This window comes from Glutamicibacter sp. NPDC088483 (genome assembly GCF_044753145.1).
Taxonomy (GTDB): Bacteria; Actinomycetota; Actinomycetes; order Actinomycetales; family Micrococcaceae; genus Glutamicibacter.
This window is the reverse complement of record NZ_JBIVMP010000002.1, coordinates 358,804-380,882: the sequence shown is the minus strand read 5'-3', so window position 1 is coordinate 380,882 and position 22,079 is coordinate 358,804. Positions and strand designations below refer to the sequence as shown.

The following is a 22,079-nucleotide window of genomic DNA, read 5'->3' as shown; positions in this document are numbered from 1 at the left end:
AGAAAACGCGTCCTACCTTCCACTCATGGCCAGGGCAAGCGCCCGGCTCGCCCGGGGTGTCGTTGGCGTCATCCCTTGTCATATCTGCCATCCCACGCTTTCGTGATGTATGGATTTAGGTCTTTCGCCAGGCCAATGACTTTGGCGATGAATTCGTCGAGATCACCGATCCTAATGGAATCGTTCATCTCGAAGGTCACAGGGTGAGAGGAATTAGCGTGATGCTTTCGCTTCATCAGTGATGCACGACCATCACTGAAGAACATCCATTCACTGTGGATAAACATGTTTCGCCAGCCGCCAAGTTCTTGGAGACGGTCGCACAATACGCCAAACTCGTCGTCCTGTGGAAAACACTTGCGTAGTTCTTTTACGAATTGTTCCCCTGAGCGAGACCAACCGCCATTGCTTACGGCGTTACGCGCCTTATTGGTTATGACCTCGGAAGCCAAGCTTTCCAGCAAAGCAAACTCAAAAACTATGGTGCCGACAGCCTTTCGGAATGAATCTGGTGCCTCGGTAAGAACTTCGGTGTTTTCCATGGACACCAGTTTAGGAGATCCACCAGATGAAACACATCCGCGAATCCGCGACAGCTACCCGGCGCGGCCCCGGCCGTATCCTTCTGACTCTGATCAGCCCCGGCCAAGGATCCAGTGGCGACTACACGCCGGAGGTACTGGCGACTGCCGCCACAGAGCGTGCATTCCCGCGTGGCACCTTGGGCATGATCGACCACGACACCCCCACCGAGATGATGGAACGCCCCGAAGGTTCCCTCCGGAACCTCGCGATCGTCCTTGAAGAAGACGCATACGTTGGCGAAGGCGGGGCACTGCAGGCAGAAGCCAAAGTCGCTTCCGCGTGGCGTGACCTCGTAGACGACTTCCACGAGCACATCGGTGCCAGCATCTTCGCCAGCGCTGAAATCAGCGTGAACGAGACCGGACAGAAGATCGTGGAACGAATCATTCCCAACCCGTTCAACCGCGCCGACCTCGTGACCGTGGCGGGCCGTGGAGGAAAGATCGATCAAGTTCTCGAAGCCGCTCGGGTCATCGAATCCCGCTCCATCGTTGCCGAAGCCACCGCGAGTGACGTGCGCATGTGGTTGCAATCCACCGTGCGCAACCAGACGGAGGAATGGTCTTACGTAGTCGATCACGATGAAACCTACGTCTACTACGAAATTCACGGAGACCGGATCATCCGACGCTCATACACGCTCAACGGAGTGAACGTGACGCTGGGCGATGACCTCACTGAAGTACGGCTGAACAAGTCGTACGAACCTGTGGTGGCTCAGACCGCCGCAGAATCCAAGAACTCCCCGCCGGACCCGGCTGGGGTAATCGAAAATCAGGAGGAAGCCACCATGGCAACCATTGATGACAAGGAACTCGCCGACCTTCGCGAGACCGCCAGCCGGGCCACCACGGCCGAAGCTGAACTGAAAGCAGAGAAGGAAGCCCGAGCCAAGGAAGCCGCCGAGCGTGCAACCGAAGCCCACGACAACCGTGTGAAAGAAGCTAAGCGCATCGTCGCTGAAGCTTTCGGTGAAGACGCGCCCGCGTTGTACACCCGTCTGGCCGAGTCCGCAGCAACTCCGGAGGACTTCGACGCGGACGCGTTCCGCACCGAAGTCACCGAAGCGGCCGCACTGCGCGAAGCCAACAACGGGGCCGGCAACCCACGCGGCCTCGGTGCAACCCCAATCACCGAGTCGAAGACCACTGTCTCCGACGAAGACATCATCAACGCACTCTAAGGAGGCAACACCGTGGCAAAGAACCAGCGTTACACCAACGCACTACACATCACCGTCACCGCGCCCCGCGATATCAAGTCCGGTGACCCCGTACAGGTCGGCCAGATCAGCGGCGTAGCCCAGATCGACGCCAAGTCCGGCGAACAGGTCACCATCTGGCTTGACGGCTCCTGGGACATCCCAGTAACCGGCGCACTGGCCAGCGAAGGCCTACCCGTATACATCACCTCGGCAGGCGCACTCAACGCCTCCGCGACCGGCAACACCCCATGGGGCGTAGCGCTGGCCACCAAGACTGCCGCGGCCGCACCCGTCGAGGTCGTCCCATTCGGCTACAGCGCCCCGGCACCAGCCGGAGCCTAGGAAAGGAAGTCAACCATGACTCATGACATTGCACAGGAAGGCTTCCGCCGCGCCACCTCCCACGAGGAACGCGTCCACGAAGCCGCCAAGCTGTTCGGCCAGGGCCGTACTGGCGCCAGTCCCTTCGCTCAGGCACGCCTGCTCGAAGCATTCACCACCAGCGACTTCCCGGTCCTGCTAGGCGACGCGTTCACCAAGAAGGCTGTCGCTGCGCAGAAGGCCGCGGTCAAGGAATTCGAGCCGATCCTCACCAACGTGACCGTTGATGACTTCAACCGTCACAAGCTGATCGATCTGTGGGGCGGCGACGAATTCGAGACCGTGAAGGAACTGGAAGAGTACAAGTCCGGTTCCCTGAACGAGACCGAGCTGGACCACGGTGCGGGCAAGCACGGTAAGGCTTACGGTCTGTCGTGGGAGCTGTACCGCTCCCGCAACTTCACTGCCCTCGCCAACTTCCCAGCCAAGCTGGGTAACGGCTCCGTCAAGGGCCAGAACAGTCGTGTAGCTGACCTGCTGGTCGATGCTACCGCTGGCAACTGGAACACGGGCTTCTTCGGCACCGTCGATACCAAGCCATTCAGCCCAGACAACCTGGACGCAGCCATCAAGGCACTCGGCCAGACCGAGGATCACCGCGGTGACCTCGTGGACGTGTCCAACCTTGTGCTCGTTCACAGCTCGGGTCTCCGCTCCGAGGTTCTGCGCGTCCTGAACGCGTACGAACTGGAAATGCAGGTTACCGACGGTTCCAAGACCTCGAAGACCCGCGTGCAGAACCCATTCAAGGGTGTCGTCACTCCGCTGGAATCCCGTGCAGTTGGTAAGCGTCTTGGCGCTAATCAGGGTACTGGTTGGGCGCTCGTGCCAGCCAACACTTCGGATCTGCCGGCGATCATCCGCACCCTGGTTTCGGGTGAAGAAGCAGTGGACATCCGTGTGAAGAACGATCAGGGCAACCGTGTTGGCGGTGGCGCTGTTCCATTCGATCAGGGTTCGTTCCCAGACGACGGCATCTGGTTCCGTGGACGCGACGTCTACGGCATCGACAAGGGCTTCACCGCAGGCGTTTACGCCTCAGCTGGCGCTTAGCCCAAACAACGATTAGAGGGAGGGGTGTTCGTGGACTACGAAACACCAATAAAGCATGTTCGTGTGTTGATCGCTGACATGGGCACCCCACCCCTAATCGATGACCAGACCCTGCAGACCTATTTGGAGATGCAGGGCTGGGAAGACGGCGCACGATGGGCTGTCTACCGGGCAGCTGCTGACGCTCTTGACGCTATCGCGACGAGTGAAGTCCTAACTGCGAAAAAGATCAGGACGCAAGACCTCAGCACAGACGGGCCAGCAGTATCTGCTGAACTGCGCAAACAAGCTACCGGCCTACGTCAACGCGCAGATGACGAAGACCCAGACTTTGGTGGCGTCTTCGAAATCATCGACACCGGCCATAGCCGTCTCGAAGCTGAGGAATGGAGGGTCTTCTGATGCCATTCCCCGGAACCAAAATCATTCCAGACGGCTGGTCTGAGCATCACCGGCCAGTCGCCGCGGGCGGCATGACCGCTGATTGTGTCATCGACCGTGTCACCGATGGCCCTGCACCATTCCCTCTGCCTGAAGGCTGGACAGGACGCACTCAACTCTGGTCGGGCAAGGCCCGCATCCAAGAGCTGAAGCGAGAACAAGCCGCAAACCTTGCAGGCCAGCCCACCGAGTCACGCCAATACCTGATCCAACTCCCATACGACGGCACGCTGCCTGAACTTCATGCGGGGGAGCGCGGCGACATCGTCACCAGCGCTGGCACTGAGTACACACTCAAGCAACGCATGACCGGCTCTGAACTCTGGGCACACGACTTCATCGCATGGGAAAACCAAACCCAGCAAAACCCTTAGCGTTTCCCGATCAGCATGAAGCTCCACACAACCACCGTGAGCAGGGCGATCAGGCCGACCCAGAGCAGCCATGACAAAGGCACATTTACGGTGGCGTACCCGGCGATACCGAGAATTACGCCGATGACTCCGATAGCCCAGAGCAGTACGCGAACTTGTTTCTGATTCATGGGCACAGCTTATCGAAGGGTGAAGTCATCATAAGCTTTGACGCATCAGAATTCCTCACCCTAGGCAAAAATTTGGGCAACGTGTCCAAGAGTACCGGGGCGTTGGCGAAGATCGTGGTGAAGAAAACTGCGAAGGATATCGAGAAGTCCGCCAAGACCCTCGCCCCCGTGGATACGGGCAACTTGAAGAACTCGATCACAACAAGCGACCTGCGCAACGTCACCCAGGATTCCCCGTCAGCTGAGGTGCGCGCATCAGCAAACTACGCCCAGTATTTGGAATTCGGCACTAGCGTGATGCCAGCCCAGCCATTCATGGGTCCGGCAGCTGAAAAGCACGGGCCAGAATTCATGGCAGCTATGGCCGAGATCATCGAGAAAGCAATGGATTCGTAAATGCGCGCAACACAATTCCACGCCGAACTCATGGCCGCCCTCAGAGCTATCACTGCTTTAGGTGGCCGTGTCTATGACGGCTATGTCCCTGCCAAGCTACCCACTGACGGTGCAGGGTACGTCCTGCCGTATGTGCTCGTGTTTTCCGGTCTGACCGCGGACATTGGCGACCCTGATCTCACCGGCAAAGCAGACACCCTCGTGCACGACTGGTCACCACAAACGAACTGCGTCGGGCCCACACCCGGTCACTCCCGCATGTGCGCGGAAATGGTTCAGGATGCCCTCACTAACCTGCGCGTTGGAAACAACTGGCTCAAACCAGACGAGGACGGCTTCCGTGTTGCTGTGCCGCTCAAAGACGACCAGGCCACCCCAGCCCGGTTTTTCCTGCCGCTCTCGTGGCGGCTCACCACCACCTAAAGGAGGCCCACCGTGGCTACCCCTAAACAGGTCACCGAGCCAGCCACCCCCGCGGTGGTAGCGAACGTGACCGAACCAGCACGGACCTACGATCCACGCAAAAAGGTCAAGGTCTACGACACCAAAACCAAGCAGGTAGTGCGCCGGCCAGTACCAGAAACGTGGCTCGACGGACGCTTCCCAAACCTCGCACCAGTCCCATCCTCGAAAGAAGGTAAGTAGCTATGTCCGCCAAGGGTCCAAAGATGCTCAACATGAACAACCGCGCCCTGTGGTGGGTACCAACCATCGCTAACAAGAACGCACCAACGGTCGCCGAGGTCACTGCTGGTATCCAGCTGACCTGCCTCGTGACCGTAGCGAACTACCAGTTCGGCATCACCGGCACCGCCGTGATTACCGACCCATCGCCGTGCGACTCCATCGAAGCCGGCGCCCCGGGCATGGACACCGTCGAGGCTGGCTTCGACATGTTCCGTTTCAAGGACGCTGTCGAAGACATCGCGTGGACTACGTTCACCGACAAGGGCATCGGCGGATACCTCGTGGAACGCATCGGCCAGGTCGCTGACGGTGAAGACCCATCCGAGGTGCCACTGTCCACTGGTGACGAAGTAGCCGTGATGGAGGTCCTGACCTTGTCGCCACGCACTCTGTCGCCGGCGACCGCGGGTTACGAGAAGTTCAACCAGTCGTTCGCTCCGCAGTCCTTCGCACCTCGCGCCGTGGTCGCTGCCGCGTAACCAAAGACCAGTCCGGGCAGGGGTGCTTGACTCCCGCTCCTGCCCGGACTCTAAACACCATCAGGGGTCACCACAAACATTAGGAGTCAACCGTGGCAACACCAGTCTCTTCAGGAACTGTCACCCGCGACCAGCTCGTGGAAGCAGTCAAAGCCTTGGGCCTCAACCCTGAGAACACCGTGCAGGTCAACATGAAGACGGACCACATCCGTGTCATCGAATATGTGCGCGATGAAAACGGTGCCCGGATCCTCAACGAAGCGTTCGAAGGCTTCGACCGCCGATGCTACACCCTGCAAGTCAAGTAACACCCATCCTTTAGGAGTCAATCATCATGTCCGAAAACATTGAACCAAACAGCGAGCTAGACCTCGACGAGTGGCTGGCCATGGGCGAACGAACCGTGCACAACGTCAACCTGTACAACCGCTTCGATCTGATCGCCGAGATCGACGCACTCGAAGCGCAGAAAGTCCCAGTCGAAGAGGTGCCCGAGGGCGACGAAGCACTCGGCGGGAACAGCAGCCCGAACGCCGGGCTCGATGCTGAAATCGATGAACTGAAAATGCGCATCCATGCGTCGAAGAGGATCTTCCGAGTCACCTCACTCACCGACGCTGAAATTGCCGGCATCCGCGAAACCGTCCTCACCGAGTGCTCCGAGGAAATCGACAAGCAAGCAGAGCTGGGCAAAAAGGAAGCCCGCAAGACCGCAGCGCGCATGGAAGTGAAGAACCCGGCCGACGTAAACGCCCTAGTTCGATTGAACGTCAACGAGTTCACTCGGAAATTCATTGAGCGTGAATCTCGGCTCCGCATCATCGCAGCATCCACCACACTCATGAACAAGGGGCAACTGGTCAGCCTAGACCTAGAGCAGGCCCGCACCCTCTACGAAAAGCTCGGCGAAGCACAAATGCGGTTGCTTGCCGACGCGAACGCACGCGCCACCCAGGACATCCCCGAGGTGACCGTCCCAAAATCGTAGAAGCCCTCGGAACCCCGCGCTGGGCCCACCTGCTCGACCTGGTGGAAACAGCGCGGGACTGCCGCATCCCCGTCACCGTGCTCCTGGGCGTACGGGAAGACGACGGGACGTACTGCGACCAAGACAAAATCATGCAGATCGCATACACGAAATACCTGAAAACGATCTGCTCCGGCTGCGGCCTACCCGCGCACATCACCCGCGGGGACGACAACGTCGGACGGTTCGAAGTGCACGACGACACCATGTGCCACGGCTGCGAAGCGTTGGAAACGTTCACGTCCAACAAGAACCGCACCACATGGCCGGGCCAAAAACTCCACCTGAAAGACACCCATCTTGACGGATAACTAAATAAAGGCGGTGCCCAGCGGTGGACAAAAAGCTGAGAGTTCTTGTTAGCGCCGAAATCGGTGCGTTCATCAAGGACATGGACCGGGTTTCCGCAAAAGCCAAGGAAACCGCCAAAAAGACCGAAGACGCGGGCGCACAGTCACAGTCCGGGATAGGCCGTCTGGCAGATGTTGCGAACCAGCACGAAAAGGCGTGGGGCCAAGTCGCCAACACCATGGTCGGCGCTGGCACCGCCATAACCGGCGGGCTTGTCCTGTCAGCCAAAGCAGCAATGGACTGGCAGTCCCAATTCGCTGGTGTCCGCAAGACCATCGACGACACCGAAGAAGGCTACGCGGAGCTCTCCGACGGGCTACGCGACCTCGCCAAGGAACTGCCGTCCACGCACGCTGAGATCGCAGGCGTGGCCGAGGCCGCCGGGCAGCTGGGCGTAGCCCGCGACGACGTTCTAGGCTTCACCGCCACCATGATCGACCTAGGCGAAACCACCAACCTGACCGCGGAAGACGCTGCCACGTACATCGCCCAGATCTCCAACGTCATGGGCACCATGGAACGCGAAGGCGCGCAAGGCGTGGAACGCTTCGGCTCCGCACTAGTCGCTCTCGGCAACGATGGTGCATCCACTGAAGCAGAAATCCTGTCCATGGCCCAACGCATCGCTGGCGCCGCCGCATCGCTGGGCGCTTCCGAAGCTGACGTACTGGCACTGTCCAACACCCTGGCATCCATGGGTGTCCGATCAGAGCTCGGCGGTGGTGTCGCCACCCGTGTCCTGCTGAAGATGCGCACCGCAGTCGACGAAAGCGGAGAATCCCTCGAAGCATTCGCCGGCGTAGCAGGCACCTCAGCCGAGGAATTCGCTTCAAAGTTCAGCAGCTCCCCAATGGAAGCCCTGCAGGACGTCGCCGAAGGCATCGCCCGCACCAACGACGCCGGCGGAAACCTGACAGCCACGCTAAAGGACATGGGCATCAAGGGCACCGAGGAAATGCAGGTCATGTTGGCCCTCGCCAACTCTGGCGACCTGCTCACCGAATCTCTGGAACTCGGTTCGAAAGCGTGGGAGGAAAACTCGGCTCTGGCCGACGAAGCCGCGCAACGCTACGCCACCGCTGAATCGAAGGTCAAAGTCGCTTGGAACAACATCAAGGACGCAGGCATCGACGCGGGAGCTGTACTGCTCCCTGTCATTGCAAGCATGGCCGAAGGTGTAGCTGACCTTGTTGGCTGGTTCACCGACCTGCCAGCACCAGTCCAAGGCGCAGTCACCATCCTTGCCACCGTCGCAGGTGTTGGAGCACTCGCAGCGGGCGCGTTCATGAAGATCGTGCCAGGCGTAGTGGAAACGGTGACCGGGCTGCGCGACCTGATCAAGGAAGGCCCGAAGTCAGTCGGGTCGATGTCCAAGATGGAGAAGGGTGCACTCGGTGTTGCAGCGGCGTACACCGCGATAGCTGCCGCAGCGGCTCTTGCTTCAGACTCGCGCCGAAAGTTCGACAAGCAGATCGAGTCCTCGGAGATCGTCAACGCTTTGGACGGCATCGCCGGCAAGAGCGACGAAGCATACGCGGCGCTCGACAAAGTGTTCAACGGCAGCGTTGTCACTGGTGGTGGCTCCGGAATCGGTGGTGCACCAACAGCGGTCAACGACCTCGCAACTGCGATGGACCGGCTGTTCAACACCTCCGGGTTCGACAACTTCAATGATTTCCTAGGAACTTGGCTCCCCGGTGTGGAGTCCGGATCCGAGGTTGTCCGCGAGAACATGCGCGAGATGGATGCCGCCCTCGTTGAGCTAACCAGTGGTGGAAAGATCGACGACGCGGCAGCAGGGTTCGGACGAGTCATGGCAGCGGCCACCGAACGCGGTGCTGATGTCAAAGACGTAATGGACATGTTCCCGCAGTATCGGGACGCTGCCTACGAAGCGCTAACCGCTAACGATGAGACGCAGGTATCGCAGGAACGTCTTGTCGAAGCGATGCTCAAAGGCCTGCCAGCTGGTGAGGCCGCAGCTGAAGGCACGAATACTGCCAAGACCGCGTACGAGAACGCGGCTAAGACCGCGCAGGAAGCGGCCGATGCTGTCGACGAATGGTACGACTCGCTAGTCAACTCCGGCATGGTCATCATTGGTGAGAACGAAGCGATCCGGCGACTGCAGGAATCAATCAACTCGGCAACGATGACCATCAAGGAAAACGGTGAGGTCGTCGACAAGAACGGCGAAGCATTCGACCGAACCTCAGACAAGTACCTTGCCAGCTCGTCGGCCCTCGACGGTATCGCATCCAGCACGCTCGCGGTCATCGACCCGATGCGTGAAGCCGGTGCGACCACCGCTGAAATGTCCGAAGAACTCGCGCACGGCCGGGAGAACTTCATCAAGCAGGCAACTGCAATGGGGTACAGCAAAGAAGCAGCTGCAGCCTACGCAGACCAGCTAGGCCTGTTACCTGGCAGCGTGTACGTGCAGTTCAACTCCAACACTGATTTGTTGGCGGGGAAACTCACTGAGATTCACGAACTGGTGCAGTCCACACCGGACGGCAACGTCACCATCACGGAGAACTCGCCTGAAGTACGGGCGGCGCTGGAAACGCTCGGGTACATCCTTACCGAACTGCCCGATGGGCGTATCGAAGTCTCCGAAACCGGCACCGACGAAACCGGCAAAAAGATCGACGAGACCGCAGCCAAGAAACGGGTCGCGAAGATCAACGCGCAAGCAATCACCGGCGCCGCAGAAGAAGCACTGAAGAACGCGGCACGCACACGGTTCGCCACAATCGCAGTAAGTACCCGATTCACAGACTCGGGCGCATCAGCGGTACACCGCGGCGGTACAGGCGGGCTGACCGGCAACTATCGCGGCGGGCAAATCAGTTTGCCTGGCTACGAGGACGGCGGGAAGCTCCCACGTACCGGTCTCGGCCGGGACATGATCCTCGGAGTGACATCCGAGGGTCGTCCGATTGCGAACGTGGACGACGAAGAGTGGATCATCCGCAAATCGTCAGCCAACAAGTACAACCGTGTGCTTGGCGCGATCAACGCCGACGACCCATCCGTACAGCACCTAGCCAGCTTCGCCGGCGGGGGACGGGCAAGCTCATTGGCTGCCATGGGCGGCGGGTCCGCCGGCACCGTCATCAACATCGGCGACATCAACGTCAACGGTGCTGGCGACGCTATGCGTGCAGCCCAAGCGGTTGAAGACCGAATCACGAACAAACTAGCGAAGGTGGGGATGAGAATTGGGTGAGCTAGTCACATTAGATGGATTCCCGCTCTCCGGAGTGACTCGCGACGGCATTTGGAAGATCAACAGCTTGCCCGGGTGGAACCAGCGTCCACCAGTGAAACGCAACCGGGAGTCGCGCACCAGCGGTGACGGCAGCTTCAAAACTCCGGTGTTCTACGAGAACAGGCTGATCACGATCAACGGTCGACTGTTCACGAAGAACCACGACTACCTGCACCAGGCCGAGGACATGCTCAATGCCCTCGGCCACCGCGGGGGAGTGAAACTGCTCGTTGAAGGTCACGGCCCCACGCAGTGGGCCACCGTTGACCCACGCGACTCCCCAGACCTGACGGCGGTAACGGGTAACTTCCTGCAGTTCCAGATCCCGTTGGAGGCGATCGACCCGTTCAAGTATGGCGAGTCGTACACGGTGGCGGGTTCTTCCAGTACTCCGGCATCGCTGTTCCACCGTGGCACGGTGCCTGCGTGGCCGGTGGTGACGGTTTCAGCGTCCTCTTCCAGCGGTTATACGCTCACTCTGAATGGGCGGCAGGTGATTGTTACTCGTGCCATTGCGTCAACGGCTCCTCATGAGATCGATTTCAAGACGGGAATTCTTCGCGTCGACGGTTCAGTCGTACGAGGCGGAATTAGCACGGCGAACTTTTCACCGATAAATCCCGGCACTGCGCAGAACATGTCTATCAGCACGGGTTCCGGGTCTTACGGTTCGGTCACCGTGCGTTACAACGACACTTACATTTAGTTACTCGATCGATTCGGCGTTGATCATCTCATTTACGATGTCCACGCCTGAGTCCGTGAGTGCGTAGATCCAATACGGCGGGAATTCGTACTGGCGGCCGAAGATCATCTGGCTGTGCCTCATTCCACCCCCAGGATGGGCCTCTAGATGTCCGTCTTCGATGAGACCTCCGAATACAAATTTGTCCAACGAACTGACAAGCACGTCCTCGTCCAAATGGTTGGCGAAGAAAGTCAGGAGCCGGTACTCGGTTTGGCTATATCGATGTGTCAAAAGACTGAGGTTTCTTTTGTACTGGAGAATCGATGACTTCGGCATTTCACCCGAGTCAAAACGCGCATGGCAAATCGCACACAACACGATCAGGTTATCGAACGTATGTTCCTTAGTTTTTGCCCATGGCTCGATATGAGCGAGCTGTAGTGCTGCGGTTTGACCGCAGGTCGGAATGGCGCATCGGTATCCGGATTCTTCTTTAAGTGCGCGTTGCATTGGACGAGGAATACTTGGTCGATCTTGTGGCATGAGATTGAGACCTTTCGGAAAGGAATTTTAATGAAAAACCTTATCTCAATGGTCAAGGAATCAAAGATATACGGCGTGCAAAACAATGGCCAGCGATGTTTCGTGGTCTCCTACGGCGGATGTTGGATCCCCGGTAGGTCTAAATCGAGGCTCGGGGCGTACTGGATTGCATGGCGAGCCCATCGAGGTGAGATTTAGCTGTGTCTGGTTACCGGGTGTGGAGCGTTTCGTCGAAGACATGGGCCGACCGGGTTGAACTGAAAGTTCAGTCCACGTCGTGGGAGCGGACATTCAACCATAGTGCTAGCGGTTCAACGTCGCTAGTGTTGTCCGATCCTGACGTGGCAGCGGCAGCAGGGCTCAATGATTCCTATCCTGGGCAGCGTGCCATCGTCGTGGACTACGACAACGTCGTGGTCTACGCAGGGATCATCTGGGATGCAGACTACAAGCGCGACACCAGGATGCTAGTGATCGACCACGAGGATATTTGGTCGCTCTGGGATGCACGCCTCATCAGCGAGATTCGTGACGAGAACATCGTGAACTGGGAGAAAACTTACTCCGGGCTCGAATACGACACCATCGTGAAACGGATCATCCAGTTAGCCGTGGCCGGGTCCGGGCGCAGCGTGCCGATGGTTTACGAGGACGACTACAGTGGTGGACGCTCCCGCACCTACAACGGGTACAACATGGACACCGCCCTGTCTGCCATGGAAGAAATCATTGACCTGTCCGATGGTCCTGATGTTGACTTCCGGCCATCGTGGGACGGCGCCGGGGGCATCCGCTTCACGCTGCGCACTGGGGATCTCTCGTTGAACACTATCGAGGTGAACTTCTCGGCTCCGGAAACCCCGGCGCGAGGTTTGTGGATCAAGACCAGTGCCCGCGATGTGGCGACGCAGATGTTTGCAGTCGGTGAAGGTTCAGGCAAGAAGACCGCGAAGAGCCCAGGGATGCTGGTGCGCGAGTCGCAGTCGGCGAACATTGCTGACTATCCGGCGCTGGAACGCGTGGAGCAGTTCAAGAACATCAAGAAGGGCCCGGAACTTTACGACCAGGCGGTGTCCGCGCTGGTCGCCACTAACGGTGCTGTTCGGCAGGCTGGTTTCGAACTGAAACTGGATTCCCCGATCCTTGGGAATCTGTGGGAGTTGCGACCTGGGACGATCGTCCGCTGGTATATCCGCGACGACCCGTACTTCACGGACGGTTGGCGTGAATGGCGAGTACTCAAGTACTCCGGTGATATTGACAGTGACTTTGTGAAGATCGAGTTCCAGCCCAAGGGAGGTTAGCAGTGGCAAGAGTTGTTGACCTCACCGGCGAGAACCTCACCCGGCAGCGGCGTAAGGAACGGAACTACGGAACTAAGACCGACCTTTCGTCCACGACCGTTGAACGTGGTAACACTCACTGGTCCGAGGGTTCGAACGTCAATATTGACGGGTTCCTCGGTGTCGCTGGTACGCAGCGGGTTACTGGCCTGCTTGACGTGACTGGTACGTTGAACGGCTCGGGAGTCACGAACCTTTCTGGGGTTAATAATCTGTCCGGAGTGAACCATCTGACCGGGCCCACTGACGTGGCCGGAAATTTCGAGATTATTTCTGGTGGCCAGTTCAAGGCCGGCGACTCGCTGATCTACCCGGACGGCAGCGCAAAGTTCGGTGCCCTGGGCATCGCATCGGATGGCACCATGCAGGCCGGCCTGTTCGAGCTGCGCCCAGACGGGTCAGCGGACTTCGGAACGTTTGGTATTGATTCTGACGGCACACTGCATGTCCGGAACGACCTGAACGTTGAGTCAGGTGGCCGCATCTTCGCTGGCGATCTGATGATTGAGCCTGCCGTCGGTGGCCAGATCAACTTTGCGGGCGGGTCAATAGCTGTAGGCCAGTTCGGGATGATGATGAATCACAACATTGGCGTGACCTTGCAAGGCCCTGAAATTGACTTGACGGCGCCGGAAACAAATATCTCTGGAGCGCTGACAGTCGGTGGCGTCTCAACGTTCAACGGGCAGATTCTCGCTCAAGCGCTGCCGACCACAAGCAGTTCGAGTTTTGTCCCGAACCTCTATATCGACGGAAACGGCCGAATTTACCGAACTACATGGACCCCCTAAGGAGCCACAACATGCCTCAGCATGACGATACGGAATCAGAACTTCTTGAATGGGTCGAAGTGCTCCAGGAAGAAGTAGCCGTACTTCGGGCAGAGAAAAGATCGCTTCGGCAGCAGGTGCTGGTCGCTGAATCAGTGATTCCGAAATACCAGGAAGCCCTCGAAACGTCGCAGTTTGAACTTTGGAAAACGCAGGCATTACTCAATATCTCAAACCAACCCACCGGATAGCCGGTGGGTTTTCTAGTTAAGGAGGCGGGATGCCTGCAGTTACTGGGTATCTGAAAGACCTGGTCGGAGCTGCCATGGCCAATCGTCAGGGTGTGCTTGTATTCCGCCCGAACGAAGCGATGGTCCAAGCTGCGACTACCACGCCGGGAACAATTCATTCCACGGCCGAGGTCAGAGTCACGCCGGCATCCAATGGCTCATTCAGCGTGAATCTCACAGCGACCACCGTGATGGCCACGGATTGCTTCTACACCCTGCGCATCGAGTGGGTAGACGGAGCAGGCCCAAGCATGGATTTCCCCGGGTGGCAGATCCGCGTCCCCGTGGGCGCCGGCGGATCCCTGGACCAGTTCATTGTCATCGGCCCACCGGACGGCGGTTGGGGCGGATCACTCCCGAATCTGTCACTCGTGCTCATGTCGCTCACCTTCCCGGGCAACCTCCAACGAGGTCAGCTCTGGTGGAAGACCGACCCGGATGATCCGCAGAACTACAACGGCCGCAACACCGGCGAAATCCACCGAGGAGTGTAAACAATGGCCATAGCAAAAAGCTCAGTCTTCGTCGCTGATGTCACAGGCCCCCGCGGCCCTGCAGGTTCAATCCACAAAGGAAGCATCCCTAACGGGTCGAACATCAACACCTGGCATACCCCGGCATATGAGGGTTCGTGGACGTTCTCCGGTTCCGGCGCGGCAACCCTGACCGGTCTTCCGTCGGGCGTTGTGGCTGGCCAGTTGTTCGTCTTGCCTGGACTGGGCGGACAGTTCCTGACCTCGTTCCGTTCCACCGGCTCTCCCGAAGCGTTCTGGTTCCGCGGACGCACAGGCTTGTCTGGCGGTTTCGGCGCATGGATGAATCTGAACTCCACCAACACCATCAAGAACAGCGGCGTCATTGCGGCCGGGGATAACCTCGACTACTGGTTCTTGCCCGAGAAGGCCGGGTTCTGGAGCATCGCTTCGACGACCACGGCCCGTGAAGTCGGCGGCCTGCCTGTCCCGGCTCCGGGCAAGTTGTGGAATGACACCGGCGGTGTCAACACGCAGATGTACTTCTCTTACGGCATCACTGGATACCCGCCGGGCGTGTGGACTCGCCAGCGTCTGGGTTTGGCTACTTCCCAGTGGACTGAGTGGGTCAACCTCATGGCAGGCGGTGGCGGCGGCGGTGGGGCCGCTGACAATGAGCAGTACGCGCTCAAGCACGCTTTCCGCCTGGACGAAGCGCGTAAGCGTCTGGGTTACAAGCTCGGCACGGGAGGCAAAGCAGCGATCGCTTTGCAGTTCGATGACTACAATGCCGCGTTCCGAGACAAGGTGCTCCCAATCCTGCAGGAATTCGACATCCCAGCAACCATGGCCCTGGCCGTGAACTGGGTCGAAGGCAACGTCAACCATGCCCTCGCCGAAGCTGTCCCATGGCCAACCGTGCAGTCCTGGGTTCTCAACGACGGTATCGAACCGCAGGGGCACTCGTGGTCGCACGGACCCGCCTCCACCTATTCGTCCTTGAAGAAGGAGATCATCGACTCCGCCGACCACATGGAAAAGCAGATGCCTTCCACTGTCATCGACGGCTGGTCAATGCCCGGAACCGGTGGCGAAGCAGACCCCTATGGCGGGTACAACGGCCAGTCGATCAAGGACTTCACCGAGACCACTGCCGGCAAGATGCTCCTGTCCCGCTACGCGTTCGTTGGTGCCCGCAAGGGCGGCTACATGCAGCCTGGCGGCGGGTACGATCTGATCGGCCAAGCTCACGGCGGAATCGGCGAATCCAGCAGCGCGCAAGAATTCCGGGACATCGTTGAAGAAGCGATCGAGCATGGATACGCGCTCACAGGCCTGCACCACCCGGGATGGCTGGACACCCCGGGATACCGCACCACGGCCGAACTTCGGGCAGACATTCAGTGGCTGGCCCAGCAGCGTGACGCAGGGCGAATCATCATTCTGACCCGCCGTGCACTATTCACCGTTGACCCATCGGAGGACTACCGCAACAACCTCCTGCCCGGTGGCTTCAACGGTGCGCTGAAAGGTTGGGACGGCTGGTCTCTGAACAGCGCAGGCAACCCATCGAGCAGTGGCTCAGCAGCGCTTACTTATCCTCTGACGATGCTTCCTGTGGCGTGGTCTCGCGGGAGCATCCGCGAATTCCATGCGGTAGTGAAAGCCAGTGCCAGTAGCGTTGTCCGACTGACCGTAACGGGCGGGGCGACAAACGTCAGCAAGGACTACACGATCCCGGCAGGTTCGTGGGTGGAAATCCGAAAGTTCTTCGCGGTACCCAAGGTCGGCGGTTCCACTTTGAACTTCTCGCTGACCCGAGTGTCCGGAGGCACCGTGGAAGTCCAGCAGATCAACGCATACGCAGCCTAAGGAGGAAACCACAGTGAAACGTACCAATACCGTCTCCAATGCGCTGAACACTGGCAATGCCATGTTGGATCCAGGAGATGGGCTTCCACTGATCCCTATCCCATTGGACGGCCAGTTCCCTGGCCGTCCCGGCCCTGCCGGCCCTGGTGTTCCCGAAGGTGGTACTGCTGGGCAGACCATCGAAAAGACCAGTAACGGAAGCACTCAATGGGTAACTCTCACGAAGTCGAAATTCGGCCTCGGGAGTGTCGACAACACGTCTGACCTGGACAAGCCGATCAGTTCCGCGACCCAGACTGCGTTGGATGCCAAAGCATCGAACATTGGGCTGGCCAGCAAAGCCGATCTGATTGGCGGAAAAGTCCCTGTAGGTCAGATTCCCGTTGAGGCAACCGTGACCGACTCTAATGTGTCGGCCCAAGTGGATGCCCCGCTAACCGGTGCAGCAATAGATCAGCGGATCAATGCGCAGGTCGCACCGCAAGTTGAGCAGATCACCGCTGACTATATTGCTGGCGACCAGGCGGTCATTGATGCTGCCGCCGCAGCGGTGGATGCGAATCCCAAGATCGCTTCGATCGAAGCCGCGTTGCCGTGGAAGGGCAACCTCGCTGACGGGACGGACTTCAATACCGTCCGCACCCCCGGTATCTATGGTGTCGCCAGCTCAACGAGTGCAGCCACAATGGTGAACTGCCCTTTCCCATACAGAGGCCTGCTGAAGGTGTGGAAGTCTGCGGCAGCGGTTACCGAGCACGAGTACGCTGCGTCCGGATCTGGTGGCCGCCCGGAGGCCGCCTCACGCATCACCACCTCCGCTACCACCTGGACTGGGCCTTGGGAAGACCGTCGGGACGCCAAAGGCATCCTGCCTGCGGGGACCTCCTTGGACACGTTCCGAGGCGCTGGCACGCACATGCTGATCGCGACGACCGCAGCGGACTATCCCGGCCTGCCAGCAGATGTGACGTTCCCGTTCTACGGGGTACTGAAAGTCGCGGCGCTCAGCATAGGAACGCTTTTGGCGTCGCAGGAGTTGAAGGTTTATTTAGCAGATGGGGAGTACCGGGTACTCCTTCGTGTCACGAAGGGGTCAATTTTCCCCGCGTGGCAAGAGCAAGGAAAAGTGCCGGCGCCAGCCACTGGGGCGGTGGACGCTGGGCTTGCTAACGATCTGCTCGTCCAGGACTGGTCGCGGCGCATGCGGGGACGGCGAAAGGTCACGACTGCTACCCTTGCACTCCGGTTCGACCATGGTCTGGCTAACTTTGATTCGAAGATCCGTGCTGAGCTTGAGTCGCGGGGGTACAAGTACTCGCTGGCATTGTGCTCGGGCCAGTGGGATCGCACCGAAAACGTTGGTGTCACACCGGCAATGGTCAACGGCTGGGTTACCGGTGGGCTGGCGGAGATCTGGAACCATTCGAAGGACCACGGGTCAGGAGACAATTCCGAAGCCCAGTGGAAGGCGGCGATCCTCGACGGGCTGACCGAACTGCGGGCCCAGCTTCCCGCAGCGCAGATCGACGGGTTCGCACCCCCAGGCTCAGCGGGGACAGACTTCGGCGGGTTCGTCACTGGTGCAACCGCGGAGGAGTTCTTCGCCACTGAGGGCGGTAAATTCATCCTCAGCAACCACGCGGTGAGTGCTGGCTATATCAGTGGCAGTACCCGTTGGCAGGATGGCACCGTGCGGCAGGGGCTGGCTCATTACACGCTGGACTCGTACACGCTTGCACAGGTTCAAAGCCTCGTTCAGAGTGTCGAATCGAACAAGCGAGCGATCCAGTTCATGCTTCACCCGTCCCTGCTGGACACTGCCGGGTACATCACAACCGCGGAGTTCATATCGATTCTGGACTACGTACAAGCCGAAGTTACTGCGGGCCGGTTGGAAGTAGTCAGCCCCTACGAGCAGTTGCTCACCGACGCAGTTTAGGAACGATCACCACGAAGCGCTCACAGGGGGCGCATTTTTTATGCCCTCTGTGAGCGGAAACCCCAAGATTAGAGGTAAATAATGCCCAGACTTCTAAGGTGCTCCAATGATTGAGTCGATCCCATGGGCGGCGATTGGCGGGCTAACACCAGGCGGTCTCGTTACGGTGATCGTGTGGATGGTGCTCACCGGTCGGATTGTCCCGAAGTCCACTTATGACGTGATGGTGAAAGCACGCGATGACTGGCAAGCAACCGCGACAAAGAAGCAAGAGATCATCCACACGCTCGCTGAGACAGTCCGCGACCAGCAAGTGATTGGTGAGACTACAGCCAAGATCATGTCAGCCGTTCAGGACGCGAACAAAGCTGGTGATTCCAGGTGATTTGGAAGCGCAGGAAGCAAGCCGAGCTGGAGGCGAAGGAAGCTCTGGCAGCGAAGATTCAAGCTGACATTGATTTGTCGGCGGCGCACGAGACTAAGCGCGAAGTTGGCGAGCAGACGAAGCGACTACGCCAAATCAACTCAGAGAACCATTTCAGTGAAGGACTGCACAGGTCTTTCCGTGGAAGGACCGCATGACAATCCAACCCTGGACAGGAATGTTGATCGGCTTGGCGATGCTCCAGACCCTAGTGATCATGATCGGCTGGCATGGGGTCACGCAGGGAGCGTGGTCGAGGTTTCCTGCTGGCCGTGTACTGATGGGATTGCTGGCTATCATGTGGGCGATCCTCACTCTCGCGACTGCTTCAAGCTTTTTCCCTGCATTCGCTGGCAGGCCGTGGGTGTACCTCGCGCTTTACTTGATCCTCAACATTGCTTTGACTGCACTCGGCATCACGATCATCCGAGAACAGCGAAAACACAAACGAGAACGCAACAAGGACTAGCAACCGCTGGTCCTTTTCTTTTGCCCAGGCGCGAACGGTGTCTGGGTTTTTCTATGCCCGAAAGGTGGCCATTGTGGCTATTTATCCCGGCGCTAAACAGCGCCTTATCCCCAAGTGGAACAAGGTGAAGATCGCCCGTCACCGTCGCATGAACCTGCACGTCGCAGTTTCTAATGCGGAATCGCTGTACGGCATGTTCTCCCGCTCCAACTCGGCTTGCAGTCACTTCTATGTGGCTAAGGACGGCACCGTTGAACAGTACATCGACACTCAGTACCGTTCCGCGTCGGACATGAACGGCAATGACTCCACCATTTCCGTAGAAACCGCTGGCGGTGTAACTAAACCTGACAGCGAGCCATGGACAGACGCGCAGGAAGAAGCGCTCGCCAAGCTGTGGAAGTGGGCACGCGACACCCACGACATCAAGAACCAAGTCGCCAAGAATACCCAGACCAATGACAACTCGGCTGGCCTGTCGTGGCACCGCCTCGGCGTTGAAGGTAACTTCGCTGGGCGCAAGGGCATACTCACAACCTCGTACAAGCCCGGTGGCATTAAGTACTCGTCGGCACGCGGGAAGATCTGCCCCGGCGACGCGAAGATTCTACAGATCCCCGGCATCTGGTCGGCAGCTAACGGGGACATTGGTGAAGCTAAGCCCGTAGCGTCCAAGCCAGCAAAAGCAAAGCCCAAGCCGGCTAAGGTTGCCGACCAGTCTCCAACCAACGTTCCGAACCGTTCCACGAACTTCCCGGACAACTACGCCGATCTGAAGATCAACGGCAACTTCCTGTCCTGGGAAATCGGCGCGCTGCAGATCCTTTTGGAGAACGTCGTGAGCGGTCTCAACAAGCAGTGGGATGGCAAGTTCGAGAAGCTGACCATCACCGACACCATGACGCTGATGCAGCGCAACGGCTACTACCTCAAGACCCCGTTCGCCGCTCGCGGTGTCGCCAAGGGCGTTCCGCTGGCGAAGGACGGTATCGACGGCTACTGGTTCTGGGTCGAGTTCCAGCGGATGCTCGGTGACGACGAAGGTAACCGCGGCAAGGTCTACTACGACCTAGACGAGTACAAGCTTGACGGCAAGCCTGAAGAGGAAACCGGCAAGGCCATCCAGCGATGGCTAAACGACAACAACTAGGAGGAGCCACATGGGAAAGTACGAAGCACAAGGAACCGGCCTAAGCGATCCGGCAAGCCGAAAGAAGCTCTACACCGCAGCCATCGTGGTAGCCGCGCTCATCGTGGCCACGCTGGTTACCCTGCGGATCATCACTCTCGATGATGTGCAGAGCTTCATCACACTCACCGTCTCCGTCGTGGGAATCCTCGGCGGCGTGGTTGGCTTAGTCGCCGCCTCACTGGCACGAGCGAACGTAGACCCGCCGAAGTAAACGAAACCGCCCCAACCATTAACTCTGAGTAATGGTTGGGGCGGTTTTCTGCGTTAAGTTACAGGCTTCCCAGAACGGCCTTCTGCGCCCCACTTAGGTGCCGCGCCAAACTCGTAGTGCCCTGTGCCATAAGTCGGTTTAACGTTCAGTTCGGATTCTTGGACCTGAAAATCAAACCCATACTTTGCCGTCACATCTGACACGACGTCTTTAAACCAAGGAGCTGCGTCGGGAGACACGACCACGCGTTCGATAAGTTGGCTTAGATCGGCACCGAATCTAAGGCCGCGAATGGGACGATCCTTCGCTCGCTCTAACTGGTAATGGATCAATCTGATTTCTTTTTCATGGTCAAAACTCGTGCGCTTGTATGAGTATCGAGCATGTAGATTGAAAGCGTCTTCGTGTGGAAGCGGAGTGCGAAGTAAATCGTGATAACTGACAGCCATCACGGTTGAGAGATCTTGTTTTTCAGGTTCGTCAGATCCAACAGCGGCCAGTTCTTCTATCGTTGACTCGATTGCGATGGAATTGCCAGTAATCCCATACAGTTTCCACATGGCCGAAGACTCGAAGTCGTTCGCATGCCAGCAGTTTACAAATACTCTGTCACGATCTGCAGCAGCCGCCTCCTCCAGGCCTTCGGCCATTCGTCGGTCCATATCCGGCGTCCCATTTTCAAATACACCTTTGAATCTCGAAACGTCACGCTGAAGATCGTATACGCCTGTTGCGCCTTCCCATCTATCCTCAAATGAGGAAATCGGCGATAAGTACAAGCTCTCGGTGCGCAGGAGATCCAGATATTTGGCCAGGTCCATGTAACGCCAGATTCGTTGGTCTTTTGCATAGGTCATCATTTTGTCAATAGCGACTCCCATCGTGCTAGGACCGCAAAAAAACTAGTGCCAATGGATACTCAATACTCGTCATGCTTGTCCTCTTCATACGGATGATTAGCAGAAGCTCAGCTTCTGTGGGTGTCTATTATCATCGTAAAGACAAAAACTGTCTGAGACTATATCTAGACGTTTCAGCGTTGCTGGAAGCCATGCTTACTAATCCAGTATTTCCCATCTGCAACTTCGCGATGGTACGTCATCCCAGCGTTCACGTCTCCTTCGCATGCTGCTTGAAAATCTGGAGGGTTGAAACTGAAATCATACTGGCCATCTTGGTATTGCTCGATGGATTCAAGCTTCCTGCCGTTTTGTACGCGTTGAGCTATTCGCTCTAACGTGCGGCGATGTTTTTGAACGCCTGGCCAACCGACAACCTGATAAGCGGGGAACGTCTTGTAGAGGTGCGAACCGGAATCATAGGGTTCTAATTTGCGCTTGGAGCGTTTACCCCAATTGAATATACCCATAGCCGGAACATTAGCCGACGATACCCTGAACCTAAATTTTTCGTCACGGGAACGATAATCGCGTCTGGACACCA

29 protein-coding genes are annotated in these 22,079 nt (G+C 58.2%); 24 read left to right on the top strand and 5 right to left on the bottom strand.

Annotated features, from left to right (window positions below; genetic code table 11):
* Positions 1-68 precede the first annotated feature (68 nt).
* Complete coding sequence (locus tag ACIP6G_RS06025) at positions 69-542, bottom strand: hypothetical protein (protein ID WP_400289175.1); 474 nt, start codon at positions 540-542, stop codon at positions 69-71.
* A gap of 26 nt (positions 543-568) precedes the next feature.
* Between ACIP6G_RS06025 and ACIP6G_RS06020 the strand changes: the two genes are divergently transcribed.
* The 5 genes from ACIP6G_RS06020 (at position 569) to ACIP6G_RS06000 (ending at position 4,038) form a co-directional block, all read left to right on the top strand.
* Positions 569-1,768, top strand: coding sequence for a hypothetical protein (locus tag ACIP6G_RS06020; protein WP_400289173.1), 1,200 nt, complete (start codon positions 569-571; stop codon positions 1,766-1,768).
* A 12-nt stretch (positions 1,769-1,780) separates the two neighbouring features.
* Positions 1,781-2,131: a capsid cement protein gene (locus tag ACIP6G_RS06015; RefSeq protein WP_400289172.1), complete on the top strand. Its 351-nt coding sequence runs from the start codon at positions 1,781-1,783 to the stop codon at positions 2,129-2,131.
* A gap of 15 nt (positions 2,132-2,146) precedes the next feature.
* Entirely contained in the window at positions 2,147-3,223 is a 1,077-nt protein-coding gene (locus tag ACIP6G_RS06010; protein WP_400289170.1) for a hypothetical protein, read from the top strand.
* Positions 3,224-3,301: 78 nt separating this feature from the next.
* The gene (locus ACIP6G_RS06005) at positions 3,302-3,625 is read left to right on the top strand and encodes a hypothetical protein (protein WP_400289168.1); all 324 of its coding nucleotides are present in this window, start codon (positions 3,302-3,304) and stop codon (positions 3,623-3,625) included.
* Positions 3,625-4,038, top strand: a complete 414-nt coding sequence (locus tag ACIP6G_RS06000; RefSeq protein WP_400289166.1) for a DUF6093 family protein — start codon at positions 3,625-3,627, stop codon at positions 4,036-4,038. The genes ACIP6G_RS06005 and ACIP6G_RS06000 overlap by 1 nt, the downstream gene beginning before the upstream one ends.
* Here the strand turns inward: ACIP6G_RS06000 and ACIP6G_RS05995 are convergent.
* Complete coding sequence (locus ACIP6G_RS05995) at positions 4,035-4,208, bottom strand: hypothetical protein (protein WP_400289165.1); 174 nt, start codon at positions 4,206-4,208, stop codon at positions 4,035-4,037. The genes ACIP6G_RS06000 and ACIP6G_RS05995 overlap by 4 nt on opposite strands.
* On the opposite strand from ACIP6G_RS05995, the gene ACIP6G_RS05990 reads away from it, so the two are divergent.
* The 9 genes from ACIP6G_RS05990 to ACIP6G_RS05950 all read left to right on the top strand — a co-directional run bounded on the left by ACIP6G_RS05990 (position 4,194) and on the right by ACIP6G_RS05950 (position 11,128).
* Complete coding sequence (locus ACIP6G_RS05990; protein WP_400289162.1) at positions 4,194-4,604, top strand: HK97-gp10 family putative phage morphogenesis protein; 411 nt, start codon at positions 4,194-4,196, stop codon at positions 4,602-4,604. The two genes, ACIP6G_RS05995 and ACIP6G_RS05990, sit on opposite strands and share 15 nt — an antisense overlap.
* Positions 4,605-5,027, top strand: coding sequence for a hypothetical protein (locus ACIP6G_RS05985; protein WP_400289160.1), 423 nt, complete (start codon positions 4,605-4,607; stop codon positions 5,025-5,027).
* A gap of 12 nt (positions 5,028-5,039) precedes the next feature.
* Positions 5,040-5,249, top strand: coding sequence for a hypothetical protein (locus ACIP6G_RS05980; protein ID WP_400289158.1), 210 nt, complete (start codon positions 5,040-5,042; stop codon positions 5,247-5,249).
* Between the two features lie 2 nt (positions 5,250-5,251).
* A complete protein-coding gene (locus tag ACIP6G_RS05975; RefSeq protein ID WP_400289157.1) occupies positions 5,252-5,770 on the top strand; it encodes a hypothetical protein in 519 nt (172 codons plus the stop codon).
* Positions 5,771-5,862: 92 nt separating this feature from the next.
* The gene (locus ACIP6G_RS05970) at positions 5,863-6,078 is read left to right on the top strand and encodes a hypothetical protein (RefSeq protein ID WP_400289155.1); all 216 of its coding nucleotides are present in this window, start codon (positions 5,863-5,865) and stop codon (positions 6,076-6,078) included.
* A 26-nt stretch (positions 6,079-6,104) separates the two neighbouring features.
* The gene (locus ACIP6G_RS05965) at positions 6,105-6,758 is read left to right on the top strand and encodes a hypothetical protein (RefSeq protein WP_400289152.1); all 654 of its coding nucleotides are present in this window, start codon (positions 6,105-6,107) and stop codon (positions 6,756-6,758) included.
* A 131-nt stretch (positions 6,759-6,889) separates the two neighbouring features.
* On the top strand, positions 6,890-7,108 hold the full coding sequence (locus ACIP6G_RS05960; RefSeq protein WP_146112890.1) for a hypothetical protein: 219 nt from the start codon (positions 6,890-6,892) through the stop codon (positions 7,106-7,108).
* Positions 7,109-7,131: 23 nt separating this feature from the next.
* Positions 7,132-10,380 (top strand): phage tail tape measure protein, encoded by a 3,249-nt coding sequence (locus tag ACIP6G_RS05955; RefSeq protein ID WP_400289150.1) that lies wholly within the window; start codon positions 7,132-7,134, stop codon positions 10,378-10,380.
* Entirely contained in the window at positions 10,373-11,128 is a 756-nt protein-coding gene (locus ACIP6G_RS05950) for a phage distal tail protein (protein WP_400289148.1), read from the top strand. The genes ACIP6G_RS05955 and ACIP6G_RS05950 overlap by 8 nt, the downstream gene beginning before the upstream one ends.
* Here the strand turns inward: ACIP6G_RS05950 and ACIP6G_RS05945 are convergent, their stop codons facing one another.
* A complete protein-coding gene (locus tag ACIP6G_RS05945) occupies positions 11,129-11,620 on the bottom strand; it encodes an HNH endonuclease (protein WP_400289146.1) in 492 nt (163 codons plus the stop codon).
* Positions 11,621-11,994: 374 nt separating this feature from the next.
* On the opposite strand from ACIP6G_RS05945, the gene ACIP6G_RS05940 reads away from it, so the two are divergent.
* The 10 genes from ACIP6G_RS05940 to ACIP6G_RS05895 all read left to right on the top strand — a co-directional run bounded on the left by ACIP6G_RS05940 (position 11,995) and on the right by ACIP6G_RS05895 (position 20,636).
* A complete protein-coding gene (locus ACIP6G_RS05940) occupies positions 11,995-12,957 on the top strand; it encodes a hypothetical protein (RefSeq protein WP_400289145.1) in 963 nt (320 codons plus the stop codon).
* Positions 12,958-12,959: 2 nt separating this feature from the next.
* Positions 12,960-13,787 carry a hypothetical protein gene (locus ACIP6G_RS05935; protein ID WP_400289143.1) on the top strand — a complete coding sequence of 276 codons (828 nt, stop codon included), beginning with the start codon at positions 12,960-12,962 and terminating at the stop codon, positions 13,785-13,787.
* Positions 13,788-13,798: 11 nt separating this feature from the next.
* Positions 13,799-14,017, top strand: a complete 219-nt coding sequence (locus tag ACIP6G_RS05930) for a hypothetical protein (protein WP_400289141.1) — start codon at positions 13,799-13,801, stop codon at positions 14,015-14,017.
* Positions 14,018-14,046: 29 nt separating this feature from the next.
* Positions 14,047-14,550 (top strand): hypothetical protein, encoded by a 504-nt coding sequence (locus ACIP6G_RS05925; RefSeq protein ID WP_400289139.1) that lies wholly within the window; start codon positions 14,047-14,049, stop codon positions 14,548-14,550.
* Between the two features lie 3 nt (positions 14,551-14,553).
* On the top strand, positions 14,554-16,401 hold the full coding sequence (locus ACIP6G_RS05920) for a polysaccharide deacetylase family protein (protein ID WP_400289137.1): 1,848 nt from the start codon (positions 14,554-14,556) through the stop codon (positions 16,399-16,401).
* A gap of 13 nt (positions 16,402-16,414) precedes the next feature.
* Positions 16,415-18,340 carry a pyocin knob domain-containing protein gene (locus ACIP6G_RS05915; RefSeq protein WP_400289135.1) on the top strand — a complete coding sequence of 642 codons (1,926 nt, stop codon included), beginning with the start codon at positions 16,415-16,417 and terminating at the stop codon, positions 18,338-18,340.
* 106 nt (positions 18,341-18,446) lie between these two features.
* Positions 18,447-18,725 (top strand): hypothetical protein, encoded by a 279-nt coding sequence (locus tag ACIP6G_RS05910; RefSeq protein ID WP_400289134.1) that lies wholly within the window; start codon positions 18,447-18,449, stop codon positions 18,723-18,725.
* 193 nt (positions 18,726-18,918) lie between these two features.
* Positions 18,919-19,233: a hypothetical protein gene (locus ACIP6G_RS05905; RefSeq protein ID WP_400289132.1), complete on the top strand. Its 315-nt coding sequence runs from the start codon at positions 18,919-18,921 to the stop codon at positions 19,231-19,233.
* Between the two features lie 73 nt (positions 19,234-19,306).
* Positions 19,307-20,383 carry an N-acetylmuramoyl-L-alanine amidase gene (locus ACIP6G_RS05900; RefSeq protein ID WP_400289130.1) on the top strand — a complete coding sequence of 359 codons (1,077 nt, stop codon included), beginning with the start codon at positions 19,307-19,309 and terminating at the stop codon, positions 20,381-20,383.
* 10 nt (positions 20,384-20,393) lie between these two features.
* Positions 20,394-20,636, top strand: coding sequence for a hypothetical protein (locus ACIP6G_RS05895; RefSeq protein ID WP_400289128.1), 243 nt, complete (start codon positions 20,394-20,396; stop codon positions 20,634-20,636).
* A gap of 53 nt (positions 20,637-20,689) precedes the next feature.
* Here the strand turns inward: ACIP6G_RS05895 and ACIP6G_RS05890 are convergent, their stop codons facing one another.
* On the bottom strand, positions 20,690-21,496 hold the full coding sequence (locus ACIP6G_RS05890; RefSeq protein ID WP_400289125.1) for a hypothetical protein: 807 nt from the start codon (positions 21,494-21,496) through the stop codon (positions 20,690-20,692).
* Between the two features lie 173 nt (positions 21,497-21,669).
* On the bottom strand, positions 21,670-22,005 hold the full coding sequence (locus ACIP6G_RS05885) for a hypothetical protein (RefSeq protein ID WP_400289122.1): 336 nt from the start codon (positions 22,003-22,005) through the stop codon (positions 21,670-21,672).
* Positions 22,006-22,079 lie beyond the last annotated feature (74 nt).

Coding starts and splice junctions, on each gene's coding strand:
- ACIP6G_RS05995 (WP_400289165.1), bottom strand. CDS start 4,208: ATGAATCAGAAACAAGTTCGCGTACTGCTCTGGGCTATCGGAGTCATC.
- ACIP6G_RS06005 (WP_400289168.1), top strand. CDS start 3,302: ATGGGCACCCCACCCCTAATCGATGACCAGACCCTGCAGACCTATTTG.
- ACIP6G_RS05930 (WP_400289141.1), top strand. CDS start 13,799: ATGCCTCAGCATGACGATACGGAATCAGAACTTCTTGAATGGGTCGAA.
- ACIP6G_RS06025 (WP_400289175.1), bottom strand. CDS start 542: ATGGAAAACACCGAAGTTCTTACCGAGGCACCAGATTCATTCCGAAAG.
- ACIP6G_RS05885 (WP_400289122.1), bottom strand. CDS start 22,005: ATGGGTATATTCAATTGGGGTAAACGCTCCAAGCGCAAATTAGAACCC.
- ACIP6G_RS05965 (WP_400289152.1), top strand. CDS start 6,105: ATGTCCGAAAACATTGAACCAAACAGCGAGCTAGACCTCGACGAGTGG.
- ACIP6G_RS05905 (WP_400289132.1), top strand. CDS start 18,919: ATGACAATCCAACCCTGGACAGGAATGTTGATCGGCTTGGCGATGCTC.
- ACIP6G_RS06020 (WP_400289173.1), top strand. CDS start 569: ATGAAACACATCCGCGAATCCGCGACAGCTACCCGGCGCGGCCCCGGC.
- ACIP6G_RS06000 (WP_400289166.1), top strand. CDS start 3,625: ATGCCATTCCCCGGAACCAAAATCATTCCAGACGGCTGGTCTGAGCAT.
- ACIP6G_RS06010 (WP_400289170.1), top strand. CDS start 2,147: ATGACTCATGACATTGCACAGGAAGGCTTCCGCCGCGCCACCTCCCAC.
- ACIP6G_RS05945 (WP_400289146.1), bottom strand. CDS start 11,620: ATGCAACGCGCACTTAAAGAAGAATCCGGATACCGATGCGCCATTCCG.
- ACIP6G_RS05925 (WP_400289139.1), top strand. CDS start 14,047: ATGCCTGCAGTTACTGGGTATCTGAAAGACCTGGTCGGAGCTGCCATG.
- ACIP6G_RS05985 (WP_400289160.1), top strand. CDS start 4,605: ATGCGCGCAACACAATTCCACGCCGAACTCATGGCCGCCCTCAGAGCT.
- ACIP6G_RS05895 (WP_400289128.1), top strand. CDS start 20,394: ATGGGAAAGTACGAAGCACAAGGAACCGGCCTAAGCGATCCGGCAAGC.
- ACIP6G_RS05890 (WP_400289125.1), bottom strand. CDS start 21,496: ATGATGACCTATGCAAAAGACCAACGAATCTGGCGTTACATGGACCTG.
- ACIP6G_RS05910 (WP_400289134.1), top strand. CDS start 18,447: ATGATTGAGTCGATCCCATGGGCGGCGATTGGCGGGCTAACACCAGGC.
- ACIP6G_RS05960 (WP_146112890.1), top strand. CDS start 6,890: ATGCAGATCGCATACACGAAATACCTGAAAACGATCTGCTCCGGCTGC.
- ACIP6G_RS05920 (WP_400289137.1), top strand. CDS start 14,554: ATGGCCATAGCAAAAAGCTCAGTCTTCGTCGCTGATGTCACAGGCCCC.
- ACIP6G_RS05975 (WP_400289157.1), top strand. CDS start 5,252: ATGTCCGCCAAGGGTCCAAAGATGCTCAACATGAACAACCGCGCCCTG.